The sequence below is a fragment of the Streptomyces sp. YJ-C3 genome, from assembly GCF_053891275.1.
Genome location: NZ_CM132685.1, coordinates 524,508 through 537,603, shown reverse-complemented (window position 1 = coordinate 537,603; position 13,096 = coordinate 524,508). Strand labels below are relative to the sequence as shown.

11 protein-coding genes are annotated in these 13,096 nt (G+C 71.0%); 3 read left to right on the top strand and 8 right to left on the bottom strand.

What is annotated here, in order from left to right; all coding sequences use genetic code 11:
- Nucleotides 1-58: 58 nt before the first annotated feature.
- Nucleotides 59-892 carry an LLM class F420-dependent oxidoreductase gene (locus ACVHNB_RS02395; RefSeq protein WP_456227306.1) on the bottom strand — a complete coding sequence of 278 codons (834 nt, stop codon included), beginning with the start codon at nt 890-892 and terminating at the stop codon, nt 59-61.
- Between the two features lie 92 nt (nt 893-984).
- Here ACVHNB_RS02395 and ACVHNB_RS02390 point away from each other — a divergent pair, with 92 nt between their 5' ends.
- The 3 genes from ACVHNB_RS02390 to ACVHNB_RS02380 all read left to right on the top strand — a co-directional run bounded on the left by ACVHNB_RS02390 (nt 985) and on the right by ACVHNB_RS02380 (nt 3,386).
- Entirely contained in the window at nt 985-1,308 is a 324-nt protein-coding gene (locus tag ACVHNB_RS02390) for a hypothetical protein (RefSeq protein ID WP_428953115.1), read from the top strand.
- Between the two features lie 97 nt (nt 1,309-1,405).
- Nucleotides 1,406-2,935 carry a CehA/McbA family metallohydrolase gene (locus ACVHNB_RS02385; RefSeq protein ID WP_456227305.1) on the top strand — a complete coding sequence of 510 codons (1,530 nt, stop codon included), beginning with the start codon at nt 1,406-1,408 and terminating at the stop codon, nt 2,933-2,935.
- Between the two features lie 37 nt (nt 2,936-2,972).
- Nucleotides 2,973-3,386, top strand: coding sequence for a hypothetical protein (locus ACVHNB_RS02380; RefSeq protein ID WP_428953117.1), 414 nt, complete (start codon nt 2,973-2,975; stop codon nt 3,384-3,386).
- Between the two features lie 2 nt (nt 3,387-3,388).
- On the opposite strand, the gene ACVHNB_RS02375 is transcribed toward ACVHNB_RS02380, so the two are convergent.
- From ACVHNB_RS02375 to ACVHNB_RS02345, 7 genes are all read right to left on the bottom strand, one after another.
- A complete protein-coding gene (locus ACVHNB_RS02375; protein WP_428953118.1) occupies nt 3,389-4,945 on the bottom strand; it encodes an APC family permease in 1,557 nt (518 codons plus the stop codon).
- 228 nt (nt 4,946-5,173) lie between these two features.
- Nucleotides 5,174-6,634: an aldehyde dehydrogenase family protein gene (locus tag ACVHNB_RS02370; protein ID WP_428953119.1), complete on the bottom strand. Its 1,461-nt coding sequence runs from the start codon at nt 6,632-6,634 to the stop codon at nt 5,174-5,176.
- A complete protein-coding gene (locus ACVHNB_RS02365) occupies nt 6,631-8,370 on the bottom strand; it encodes an N-acyl-D-amino-acid deacylase family protein (RefSeq protein ID WP_428953120.1) in 1,740 nt (579 codons plus the stop codon). The genes ACVHNB_RS02370 and ACVHNB_RS02365 overlap by 4 nt, the downstream gene beginning before the upstream one ends.
- A gap of 150 nt (nt 8,371-8,520) precedes the next feature.
- The gene (locus tag ACVHNB_RS02360; RefSeq protein WP_428953121.1) at nt 8,521-9,642 is read right to left on the bottom strand and encodes an LLM class flavin-dependent oxidoreductase; all 1,122 of its coding nucleotides are present in this window, start codon (nt 9,640-9,642) and stop codon (nt 8,521-8,523) included.
- A gap of 108 nt (nt 9,643-9,750) precedes the next feature.
- Entirely contained in the window at nt 9,751-10,533 is a 783-nt protein-coding gene (locus ACVHNB_RS02355; RefSeq protein WP_456227304.1) for an SDR family NAD(P)-dependent oxidoreductase, read from the bottom strand.
- Between the two features lie 12 nt (nt 10,534-10,545).
- Nucleotides 10,546-11,472: an LLM class F420-dependent oxidoreductase gene (locus ACVHNB_RS02350; protein WP_428953123.1), complete on the bottom strand. Its 927-nt coding sequence runs from the start codon at nt 11,470-11,472 to the stop codon at nt 10,546-10,548.
- A gap of 233 nt (nt 11,473-11,705) precedes the next feature.
- Nucleotides 11,706-12,965: an amidohydrolase family protein gene (locus ACVHNB_RS02345; RefSeq protein WP_428953124.1), complete on the bottom strand. Its 1,260-nt coding sequence runs from the start codon at nt 12,963-12,965 to the stop codon at nt 11,706-11,708.
- Nucleotides 12,966-13,096 lie beyond the last annotated feature (131 nt).

Sequence of the window (13,096 nt, the reverse complement as noted above, 5' to 3'; positions counted from 1 at the left end):
GCGGATCCGGCACGGTTCGAGGGCGCCCGGACGCCCCGCACCGATCGCCCCCGGAGTCTCATAGGTACTGGTCGTAGTCGTCGAGGACCTTGAGGACCGTCGTCTCGTCGCCCGGCGGCAGTTGCAGCACGACCTCCTCGACGCCCTGGTCCGCGTAGTGCGCGAGCTTGCCGGGTGTCGGCAGGACCGCGTACGGCACGACCTGGAGGCCGCCCGGGTCGCGGCCCGCCGCCGCCCAGGCCGTGCGCAGTCCGGGCAGGGTGCTGCTGAGGCCGCCGCCCCCGATGGGCATCCAGCCGTCGGAGTACGCGCAGATGTGGTCGAAGAGCTTCGGGCCCGCGGCGCCGCCGACGAGGATGCGGGGCGCGCCGTCGCGCACCGGCTTGGGGAAGGCGAGACTGGCGCGCACGGACTGCCCGAACTCGCCTTCGTGGGCGGTCGGTTCGGCCGCCCACAGGGCGCGCATCAGCGCGATCCGCTCCCGGGTCAGCTCTCTGCGGGTGCGCCACTCGACGCCGTGGTCGGCGGCCTCCTCCTTGTTCCAGCCGAAGCCGACGCCGAGCGTGAAGCGGCCGCCGGAGAGGTGGTCGAGCGTGGCGATCTGCTTGGCGAGGGCGATCGGGTCGTGCTCGACGACGAGGGTGATGCCGGTGCCGAGGGCGATCCGTTCGGTGACGGCGGCGGCCTGGCCGAGGGCGACGAACGGGTCGAGGGTGCGGGTGTACTCCCGGGGCAGGTCGCCGCCGTTGGGGTACGGGGTGGTGCGCTCGGCGGGGATGTGGGTGTGCTCGGGCAGGTAGAGGCCCGCGAAGCCGCGCTGTTCGAGTTCGCGCGCGAGGCGCACGGGGGTGATGGTCTCGTCGGTCAGGAAGATCGTGGTCGAGATCCGCATGCGGCATTCCTATCTGCGGGGCTTCCAGGAGTCCATGCCCGCGTCTACGCTCACCCGGGTTGTGCACCACGGGGGCCACCGGGGGGTTCGTCATGCTTGTTCGCTCACGTCCCACGACCGTGCTGCTGTTGCTGGGCGCGCTGCTTCTCGGCGGCGTACCGGCGGCGGCGTCCGCGCACCCTGCCGCGGCATCGACGGCATCCGTCGCCACCGGCCGGCAGGCGCCCGTGGCACCGCACCGGCCGGCCGCGAAACCGGCCAAGAAGGTCCCGGAGTCGGGCACGGTCTCGAAGAGCAGGAAGAAGAGGAAGAAGAAGGGCGGGTCGCTCGGGTTCCTCGGCTGGATCCTGATCGTGGTGATCGTGATCGTCGTGCTGCTCGTCGCCGGCCTGTTCCGCAGGCGGAACCGGTCGTAGCCGCCCGTAATCCGCCGCTCCCCTTCCCTTGGAGGGAAGTTCACGGCTCAATGCCAGGGTCGCACCTGTCACACCCGACACCCTGGGGAGCCGCGATATGTGCAAGGACGACACGCACGGGCAGGAACACGGCATCGGCAGACGAGCGTTGCTCGCGACCGGGGCCGCGGGCGCGCTTACGCTCACCACCATGAGCTTCGCCAGCGCCGCCGAGGGCTCGCAGTCCAGCAGGACGCTCAAGGGCACCCTGCCGCCGGGCGCCCCCGACTTCGTGTACCTGCCGGTGGAGGTGCCGCGCGGGGTCCGTGAGATCCACGTCGCGTACACGTACACGAAGGCGACGGTCCCGGCGGGCACGCAGAACAACGCCCTCGACATCGGCCTGTTCGACGAGCGCGGCACGGCGCTCGGCGGCAAGGGCTTCCGCGGCTGGTCGGGCGGCGCCCGCACGGAGTTCTTCGTGCGCGCGGACGACGCGACGCCCGGCTACATCCCGGGTCCGGTCCGCGCCGGCACCTGGCACGTCGCGCTCGGCCCGTACACGGTGGCGCCCGAGGGCCTGCCGTACGAGGTCACGGTGACGCTGACGCACGGCGCTCCGGGCGAGACCCCGGCCCGCACGTACCCGCCCGCCCGGGCCCGCGGCCGGGGCCGCGCCTGGTACCGGGGCGACTGCCATCTGCACAGCTGGTACTCGGACGGGAAGCGCACCCCGGCCGAGATCGGCGCGCTGGCCCGCGCGGCCGGCCTGGACTTCATCAACACGTCCGACCACAACACCCATTCCGCGCAGGCCCATTGGGCGGACGTGGCGGGCGACGACCTGCTGGTGATGCTCGGCGAGGAGGTCACCACGCGCAACGGCCACGTACTGGCGCTGGGCACCGAGCCCGACACGTTCATCGACTGGCGCTACCGGGCGCGCGACAACCGCTGGGCGAAGTACGCGCAGGAGATCCGCCGGGCGGGCGGTCTGGTCGTCCCGGCGCACCCGCACGCGACGTGCATCGGCTGCGGCTGGAAGTTCGGCTTCGGCGAGGCGGACGCGGTGGAGGTGTGGAACGGCCCGTACACCCCGGACGACGAGATCTCGCTGGCCGACTGGGACAACACCCTTGTCTCCTATGCCCGTTCGGGCCGCCGCTCGGGCTGGATCCCGGCGATGGGCAACAGCGACGCGCACCGCGACCCGGACCGTGTCGGCGGCCCCCAGACGGTGGTGCTGGCCGACGACCTGTCCCGCGACGCCATCCAGGCGGGCATCCGGGCGGGCCGCTCCTACGTCGCCGAGTCCAAGGACGTCGAGGTCTCCTTCTCGGCGGCCGGCGGCAAGGGCGGGCTGGCGGGCATCGGCGAGCGCCTCCCGGTCGGCCCCGACACCCCGGTCACGGTGACCCTTGAGGTCAAGGGCGCCCCCGGCTGCACGCTCCATCTCGTCACGGACGAGGGCACCCTGTTCACGTCCCCGGCGCTGCCGGACTCCGGCGCGGGCTCGGCGAGTTGGCGCACGACACCGTCCTACGCGGCCTATGTCCGGGCGGAGGTCCGGCACGCGCCGACGGTCCCGGGGCTGCCCGGGGCGCTGGCGGCGTTCACGAATCCGGTGTTCCTGGGGGCGGGCGCGTAGCCTGGCGACCCCGTTCCCGCAGCGAGAAGGACCAGGCATGACGACGCAGGGCCCCGCCGACGACACGGCGACCGGATACATCCGCTTCCAGTCGCCGCACCGGAACGGGCGGGGCCAGTTCACCGGCCTGTTCGGGCTGGTCAACAACCTGGCCCGGGAGGGACGGCTCACGGCCGAGCAGGAGTCCTTCCGGCGCGCGGGCAACGACTGGTACGACGCCGCGTACACGGACCCCTCCACCGTCGACCCCACGGTCTACGACCAGGAGGTCAACCCGGGCGCCGCGGCCTGGTTCAAGCCGTCGGCCACGCATCTGCTCGACCGGGTCCCCGGCTATCTGGAGATCCTGGCCGCGCACGGCGTGGACTGCGATCTGGTGCGCTCGGCCGATCCGGGCCGGGTGGTCTACGAGGACGAGGTGCAGATCGTCGTGGTGCCGCGTCCCGCGTAGGGCTACTCGGCGACGACCAGCACCGCCGTGTCCCGGTCGAGGACCTCGCCGCGGAAGAACGCCGGGCTGCGCCGCCCCATCACCAGCATGATCACGACGCCGACGAGCAGCAGCCCCACGCCGATCACGAACACCGAGCCGATGCCGAACACCGAGGAGCCGCTGCCGTAGGCCGGGTTCCACATGTCGACGAGCGTCTTGACGAAGACGGCCGCCAGGAGGACCCCGCCGAGCAGCGGGAACAGCCCCTTGAAGGCGAAGTCCCGGACGGAGCGGGTGAGCTCGGCGCGGAAGTACCAGGCGCAGGCGAACGCCGTGAGCGCGTAGTAGAAGCAGATCATGAGGCCGAGCGCGTAGATCGTGTCGACGAGGACGTGCTCGGAGACCAGCGTCATGACCGTGTAGAAGACGGCCGTGGCGACGCCCGCGGTGACCGTGGCGCGGCCGGGGGTCCTGAAGCGCGGGTGGACGCGGGCGTAGGAGGCGGGGAGCGCCTCGTACGTCGACATGGCGAGCACCGTGCGGGCGACCGGGATGAAGGTCGTCTGGAGGCTGGCGGCGGCCGAGGCGAGGACCGCGAGGAACAGCAGGATGCCGAGGGTGGGGCCCATGACCGGGCCGGCGAGCGCGGCGAACACGTTGTCGGAGGTCTCCGGGTTCGCGAGGCCGAGGCCCTGGTCGCCGGAGCCGACGATCATCTGCGCGGCGACGCCCGTGGCCAGGTACGAGCCGACCAGCACGACCATCGCGATGAGCGCGGCGCGGCCGGGCGTCCGGTCGCTGCCGATGGTCTCCTCGTTGGCGGTGAGGCAGGTGTCCCAGCCCCAGTACATGAAGATCGACAGGGACAGGCCGGCGGTGAACGCGCCGAACGACTGCACCGCGAACGGGTTCAGCCACGACCAGGAGAACGGCGTCGACGTCGGGAAGTCCACGGACCCCGGGCCCGCCTTGGCCACGGCCAGCACGACGAAGACGGCGAGCACCACCAGCTGGAGTCCGACCAGCGTGTACTGCACGCCCTTCGTCGCGGTCATGCCGCGGTAGCTGATCGCCGTGGCCGCCGCGATGAGCACGAGGCAGGTGACGATGTGGACGGCCTTGTTGCCGTCGAGCGCGGCGACGGAGTCGCTGCCCGTGATCTCCCCGGCGAGCAGCCAGAAGTACGAGGTGGCGACCCCGGCGAGGTTCGACAGCACGATGATCGTGGCGATCACCAGGCCCCAGCCGCACATCCAGCCCACGCGCGGCCCGAAGGCCTTCACGGTCCAGGTGAACGAGGTGCCGCAGTCCGGCATCACCTTGTTGAGCTCGCGGTACGCGAAGGCGACGAGCAGCATCGGCAGGAAGCCCGCGAGGAACACGGCGGGCATCTGGAGGCCGACCTCGCCGGCCGTGGAGCCGAGCGTGGAGGTCAGGCAGTAGACGGGCGCGACCGTGGAGACGCCGATGACGGCGCTGCCGAGCAGCCCGACGGAGTTCCCGCCCAGGCCCTTGCCTCCCCCGTCGGGGGTGTCTGCGGCCCGCCCCGTCGAGGGCCGTGCGTCCAGCTGAGTCATGAACAGGACGTTAAATCCTGCGGTTTCCACATCTGGCGGGATTCATCAGGACTTCGCCACTTAATGATCCATGGGCAATTCGGGCAGCCGCTTTCGACTTCCCCAGAAGAATGCCGATTACATCCATGCATTGCAAGGCGATCGGCCCGGCGTCCGATATTCGGTAATCGCAGCCGGGTCCGATTTGACCTGGTTCCAAATTTTCCCGTGCAGGTTTCGTGGACTTCGTCACCCGGGCCAGACGATCGACTGGAGCTCGCTGTACGCGTGCAGCGCGTACGAGCCGACGTCCCGGCCCACCCCGCTCTTCTTGAACCCGCCGAACGGCGCCTCCATGTTCCGCCCGACGGTGTTCACGCCGACGCCGCCGGCCCGCAGCCGTCGCGCGACCCGGAAGGCGCGGGCGACGTCGCCGGACCACACGTAGTCGATGAGCCCGTAGTCGGAGTCGTTGGCGAGGGCGACGGCCTCGTCCTCGTCCCCGTCGAAGGGCACCACGGCGACCACCGGACCGAAGATCTCCTCGCGCACGACGCGCATGTCGTTGGTGCAGTCGGCGAGGAGGGTCGGCGCCACGTAGAACCCCTTCTCGAACGCCGGCCGCTCGCCGCCCGCGACGACGGTGGCCCCCTCCTTCCGGCCCAGCTCCACGTACGACTCGACCCGGTCGCGGTGCGCGGCGGAGATGACGGGTCCGACGACGGTCCCCTGCGCCCGCGGATCGCCGACCTTCATGAAGCCGATGTACGCGGTGAGCTTCTCGACGAACGCGTCGTGGACGGACCGGTGCACGATCACCCGCGTCGGCGCCGTGCAGATCTGCCCGCTGTAGAAGGCGTACGTCGTCCCGATCCCCGCCACGGCCGAGTCGAGGTCGGCGTCGCCGAAGACGACGGCGGCGCCCTTCCCGCCCAGCTCCATCAGCTGCCGTTTCATGGACCGCCCGCACACCTCGCCGATGCGCTGCCCGACGGACGTCGACCCGGTGAAGCTGACCATGTCGACGTCCGGTGAGTCGACGGCGGCCTCGCCCACGTCGACGCGGGCCCCGCTGACGACGTTCACCACCCCGGGCGGCGCCCCCGCCTCCTCCAGTGCGGCCGCCATCCGGTACACGGAGAGCGGGTCCTGCGGCGCGGGCTTCACGACGACGGTGTTGCCCATGGCGAGGGCCGGGGCGACCTTGCCGGCCGGGTTGGCCCAGGGGTTGTTGTACGAGGTGATGCAGGTGACGACCCCGACGGGCTGGCGGACGGCCAGCGCGCCCAGCACACCCGCCTTGCCCATCGGCCCGGCCTCGTTGATCTGCGGCGGCAGCCCTTCCTCCACGGGCTCCAGGGCCCCCCGGGCGTACCGCCGGAAGCGGGCGACACCGACGGCGACCTGCATGCCGCGGGCGGTGCCGCTGGTGGCGCCGCTCTCGGCCTGCGCCAGCTCCGCGTTCGCGGCGAAGTCCCGCTGCATGAGGTCCGCGGCCCGGTCGAGGACCGCGGCGCGCTCCCGCGGTGTCGTCCGCGACCATCCCTCGAAGGCGTCGCGGGCGGCGCGCGCGGCGTCGTGCACCTGCTGCCGGGACGCCTCGGGCGCCAGGCCGACGACGTCCTCGCTCGCCGGGTCGACGACCTCGTAGTGACCGCCGTCCGGCTCGATCCACTCGCCGCCGACGAACAGTTTCCGGGAGCCGCTCACCGGGTGCTCACCGTCCGTGTGTCCTGGCCGGAGCGGAGCACCTTGCCGGGCACCGCGCCGCTGACCACGTCGCCGCGGATGGCCTCGACCCCGTTGACCCAGACGGCCTCGATGCCGATGGCCTTCGAGTCCAGGCGCGGGCTGTCGCCCGGCAGGTCGTGCACGAGCGTGGCCTTCCCGGCGTCGATCGTCTCCGGGTCGAACAGCACGAGGTCGGCGTGCCAGCCCTCGCGGACCCGCCCCCGCTCACGCAGCCCGAACAGCTGGGCGGGGTCGTCGGTCAGCATCTTCACGGCCGCCTCCAGCCCCATGAGGCCGCGCCCGCGCAGACAGTCGCCGAGGAACCGCGTCGTGTACGGCGCCCCGCACATCCGGTCCAGGTGGGCGCCCGCGTCGGAGCCGCCGAGCATGACGTCCTCGTGCTGCCAGGTCTCGGCGCGCAGCGCCCAGGAGTCCGGGTCGTTGTCGGTCGGCATCGGCCACAGGACCGTGCGCAGCCGGTCGTTGGCGCAGATCTCGACGAGGCACTCGAAGGGCTCCTGTCCGCGCTCGGCGGCGATGTCCCGCACGACGCGGCCGGTGAGCCCCTCGTTCGCCTCCGAGTAGGTGTCCCCGATGACGTAGCGCCCGAAGTTCGCGAGCCGCCGGAAGACGCCGGCCTCCTTGCTGTCGGCGCGGCGCAGCATCTCGGCGCGCACGTCCGGGTCCCGCAGCTTCGCGATCCGCTCGTCGACGGGCAGCCCGAGGACGTCGCCCCAGCCGGGGATCAGGTTGAGCGCGCAGAACGTGCCGAGCGACATGTTCATCGGCGTCAGGATGGGCATCGTCAGGGCGACGATCCGGCCGCCCGCCTTCCGCGCCCGCTCGCTCGCCGTGAGCTGCCGGGGCACCCGCTCGGGCACGGCGGCGTCGACGGTCAGCACGTTCCAGTTCAGCGGCCGCCCGGCGGCGGAGCTCATCTCCACGAACAGGTCGATCTCGTCGTCGCTGAACTGGTCGAGGCAGCCGGCGACGATGGCCTCGATCTGGGTGCCCTCGTGCTCCCCGACCGCCTTGCTGAGCGCGATGAGTTCGGCGGGCTGCGCGTGCCGCGAGGCGACGGGCTCGCCGTCCCCGTCCGAGTGCGTGGACGACTGGGTGGTGGAGAGCCCCCAGGCCCCTGCCTCCATGGCTTCGTGGAACAGGCCGAGCATGGCCTCCAGTTGCTCCGGCGACGGCTGCCCGCCGACGGCGTCCGCCCCCATCACGTACCGGCGCAGCGCGCAGTGCCCCACCATGAAGCCCGCGTTGACGGCGATCCGCCCGTCCAGGGCGTCGAGGTACTCCGCGAACGAGTTCCAGGTCCAGGGCGCCCCTTCCTCCAGCGCGACCAGCGACATCCCCTCGACCTTGGACATCATCCGCCGCGTGTAGTCGGCGTCCTCGGGCCGCTCCGGGTTCAGCGGGGCGAGCGTGAAGCCGCAGTTGCCGCCGGCGACGGTGGTCACCCCGTGGTTGAGCGAGGGGGTCGCGTACGGGTCCCAGAACAGCTGGGCGTCGTAGTGCGTGTGCGGATCGACGAACCCGGGCGCGAGCACGAGCCCCGAGGCGTCCTCGCTGGTCCGGGCCTCTTCGGTGACGGCACCGGCCTCGGCGACGACGGCGATCCGGCCGTCCCGGATCCCGACGTCGGCGACGAAGGCGGGGGCACCGGTCCCGTCGACGACGGTGGCGCCCGTGATGAGGTGATCGAGCATGAAGGTGAACCCCCAGAATCAAGCCCCGCTGGATCAAGCCCCTCCGGCGATCGAGGAGCGGGGTCCGGGGCAGAGCCCCGCGACGGCAACATGAACAGGGCCCCGGCTCCCCTGTCCGGGAGGAGGAGAACCGGGGCAGCGCAGGACGAATCAGGCCCCGGACGACCTGAACCGCGTCGTCCGGTGGACCGGATCCGTGTCGATCTTCGGAATGACGTGCTCCCCGATCAGCCGGATCGAGTTCAGCGTGTCGTCGTGCGAGATCCCGATCGGCAGCCCGAACGACAGCTGGTCGGCACCCGCCTGCTCCCACCGCTTGCACTGCTGGAGCACCTCGTCCGGGTCACCGCAGATCATCAGCTCCTCGGCGATGAGGAGTTCGATGATCTCGGCGCTGTACTCCGGCAGGATCTCCGGCCACTCGGGGATGCCCTCGGGTCGTGGGAAGGTGTCGTGGTAGCGGAACACCAGCGACTGCAGGTAGTTGAGCCCGCCGTTCACGGCGATCTCGACGGCCTTGTCGTGCGTCTCGGCGCAGATCGCCGTCGACGTCACCATGACGTTGTCGTTGACGAAGTCGCCGATGGGCTCCGCGTCCTGGATGGCGGTCTTGTACTGCTCCAGGACCCACTCCATGTCGGAGACCTTCTGCACGGAGAACCCGAGCACCCCGAGGCCCTTGCGGGCGGCCATCGCGTACGAGGGCGGCGACCCGGCGGCGTACCACATGGCCGGGTGGGACTTCCCGTACGGCTTGGGGAAGATCTTGCGCGGCGGCAGCGACCAGTGCTTGCCCTGGAACCCGACGTACTCGTCCTGGAGCCACATCTTCGGGAACTCGGCGATGGTCTCTTCCCAGATCTCCTTGGTGTAGTTCATGTCCGTCACACCAGGGATGAACCCGAGGATCTCGTGCGAGCCGGCCCCGCGCCCGCTGCCGAACTCGAACCGCCCCTCGCTGAGGTGGTCGAGCATGGCGACCTTCTCGGCGACCTTGACCGGGTGGTTGACCTGGGCGAGCGGGTTGAAGATGCCCGACCCGAGGTGGATGCGCTCGGTCGCGTGCGCGAGATACCCGAGGTACACATCGTTGGCCGACAGATGCGAGTACTCCTCCAGGAAGTGGTGCTCGGACGCCCAGGCGTACTTGAAGCCGGACTTGTCCGCCTGGATGACGTACTCGGTCTCGTTCATGAGCGCGCGGTGCTCGGCCGTCGGGTCCGTCAGCGCCTGCTTGCCCACATATCCCTGTACAAAGAGCCCGAATTCCAAGGAGGTTCACCGTCCTCGTCAGTTTCTGACGGATCGTCAGATTGGATGGACCGACTGTTCCACCGCACGCCTGGAGCGTCAATACCTGACGCAGCGTCAGGCAGCGGGTCAGAGCACCGAGACCCCGGCCAGCCAGCCCCCGTCGATCACGAACGGCTGCCCGGTGATGTACGCCGAGTCCTCTTCGGCGGAGAGGAAGAGCGCGAGCCGCGCGACCTCCTCCGCCTTGCCGACCCGGCCCAGCGGCACGAGCTTGCGGTACAGCTCGTCGAGGGCCTCCGAGCCCGCCTGCGCGTCCGCCTCCGGGTCGAGCTGGGCGGGGTTGCTCATGGCCGTGTCGATGGAGCCGGGGCAGATCGCGTTGACCCGGATCCCCTTGGCCGCCAGCTCCAGGGCGGCGACCCGCGTCAGCCCGACGATGGCGTGCTTGCTCGCGGCGTACGCGCCGACGTACGCCATCCCCGTGAGCCCCGTGAAGGAGGACGTGTTGACGATGGTCCCGCCCCCGGCGGCGGCGATCTCCGGGGCCACGGACTTGATGCCGAGGAACGCGCCCACCTGGTTCACGTTCACGATCTGCTGGAACTCCTCCAGGGGCGTGGAGACCAGCTCGTTGAAGCGCAGGATCCCCGCGTTGTTGACGAGCCCGTCGACCTTCCCGAAGGCGGCCTTGGCGGCGGCGACGGCGGCCGTCCAGTCCGCCTCCTTGCTGACGTCGAGATGCACGTACGCGGCGTTCCCGATCTCCTTGGCGACGGCCTCTCCCTGGTCGTCGAGCACATCGGCCACGACGACCCGCGCCCCCTCGGCGGCGAACAGCCGCGCTTCCTGCTCCCCCTGGCCGCGCGCGGCCCCCGTGACGAGGACGACACGCCCGTCGAGCTTTCCCATGGTCCTTGCTCCTCAGGTGAGTTGGGGTGCGACATCGGCGGCGAAGGCCGCGATCTGGTCGACGAGCTCGGCCCGGCCGCGGCTGCGGAAGCGGACCTGGATCTGGTGGACGCCCATGGCGGCGTACGCGCGCAGCGACTCGGCGACGGCGGCCGGCTCACCGGAGACGGTGCGCCGCCCGACGTCCCAGGACGGCGCGCCCACGTACAGCGGCTCGGTGATGGCGCCGATGGTGAGGGGCGCCTCGATCCCCGCCTCGGCGCGCAGCCGCTTCAGCGTCGCGATCTTCTCCGGCAGCCGGTCCCGCGGGTCGCCCTGCGGCAGCCAGCCGTCCCCCTTGAGCGCGGCCCGCCGCACGGCGGGTGCCGAGGACCCGCCGACCCACACGGGCACCCGCGCCTGAGCGGGCCTGGGCAACTGCCCGAGCCCCTCGAAGGCGAACAGCTCCCCCTTGAAGGAGGGGAACTCCTCGGGCCCGAGGGCGGCCTTCAGCGCGTCGACGCTCTCGTCGAGCACGGCCCCGCGCCGGGCGAAATCCACCCCGAGGATCTCGAACTCCTCCTCCACGTGCCCGGCCCCGACCCCGAGGATCAGCCGCCCGCCGCTCAGGTGGTCCAGCGTGGCGTACTGCTTGGCGGACAGCAGCGGATGCCGCAGCCCGACGATGGCGACGTGGCTGAGCAGCCGCGCCCGTTCGGTGACCCCGGCCAGGAACGCGAGGGTGGCGACCGGGTCGTACCAGGTCGTCGACATGGCCTCGGCGAGCCGTCGCGGGATGGCCACGTGATCACAGCAGGCGATGTAGTCGAAGCCGCCCCGGTCGGCGGCACGGGCGATCTCGGCGAGGTCCTCGGCCCCCGCGCCGGCCTCCCAGGGTTCGGCGTAGATGGTGCTCTGGGACTGGATCGGGAGCTGTATCCCGTACGCGAGCCGCGTCATACCCTGACCCCTACCTGACGGACCGTCAATTATGGACTGGGGCCATCCTCGTACCTGACGGACCGTCAGACAAGGGTGGTGCACGACTGCGGACGCATCGGCGGGGGTCCGTGCCGGGGGCCGGAATCCCGGCGGTCAGCGGCGCCCGGTCGCGGTCCGGGTCACCGGGGGCGGCGCCGGCGGACGCCGCTCCCGCACGGACACGGGCGCGCACGGACGAGCGCCCCGGGCGCCTACGGCCGCCACAGCCCGTCGGCCGTGAGCCCGAGCAGCTCGATCGCGTTCCCCCGCACGATCCGGTCGACGACGTCCGCGTCCAGGTGCCCCATCTGCGCCTCACCGACCTCCTTCGACTTCGGCCACGTGGAGTCGGAGTGCGGGTAGTCGGTCTCGTACAGGACGTTGCCGACGCCGATGGAGTCGAGGTTCCTGAGGCCGAAGGCGTCGTCGAAGAAGCAGCCGAAGACGTGCTCGGTGAAGTACTCGCTCGGCGGCTTCCTGACCTTGTCGGCGACGCCGCCCCAGCCGCGGTTCTCCTCCCACACCACGTCGGCGCGTTCGAGGATGTAGGGGATCCAGCCGATCTGGCCCTCGGCGTACATGATCTTCAGGTTCGGGAACCGCTCGAACTTCCCGCTCATCAGCCAGTCCACCATCGAGAAACAGCAGTTGGCGAAGGTGATGGTGGACCCGACCGCGGGCGGCGCGTCGGCCGACGTGGACGGCATCTTGCTGCTGGACCCGATGTGCATGGCGATGACGGTGCCGGTCTCGTCGCAGGCGGCGAGGAACGGGTCCCAGTCGTCACCGTGGATGCTGGGCAGCCCGAGGTGCGGCGGGATCTCGGAGAACGCGACGGCCCGCACCCCGCGCGCGGCATTACGGCGCACCTCGGCGGCGGCGAGCTCGGCGTCCCAGAGGGGGACGAGGGTCAGCGGTATGAGCCGCCCCTGCGCCTGCGGGCCGCACCACTCCTCCACCATCCAGTCGTTGTAGGCGCGTACACCGAGGAGCCCCAGCTCCCGGTCCGGGGCCTCGGTGAAGGTCTGTCCGCAAAAGCGCGGGAAAGTGGGGAAGCAGAGGGCGGACTGGACGTGGTTGACGTCCATGTCGGCGAGGCGGGCGGGGACGTCGTAGGACCCCTTCCGCATCTGCTCGTAGGTGATGACCTCCAGCTTGATCTCGTCCCGGTCGTAGCCGACGGCGGTGTCGAGCCGGGTGAGCGGCCGGTGCAGGTCCTCGTAGACCCACCAGTCGCCGATCGGGCCGTCGTCACCGGGCTGCCCCATGACGGGGGCGAACTTGCCGCCCAGGAAGGTCATTTCCTTCAGGGGGGCGCGGACGATGCGGGGCCCGGCGTCGAGGTACTTCTTCGGGAGCCGGTCGGACCAGACGGTCGGCGGCTCCACGGTGTGGTCGTCGACGGAAATGATCCGCGGGAAGTCGGTAGATTCCAGGGCGTTTTGAGTGTTTCCGGTCTCCGTGGTCTCCATGGGCTCACGGTAGCGCCGATCTGACGACCCGTCAGCTAGTAGGAGTTGAGGTTCGTACACGTGAGGTCTCTGTGATGGCTGTCTCCCACGGCTGACGTATCCGCCATGAACAAGGCAAACTGGCGGGGTTG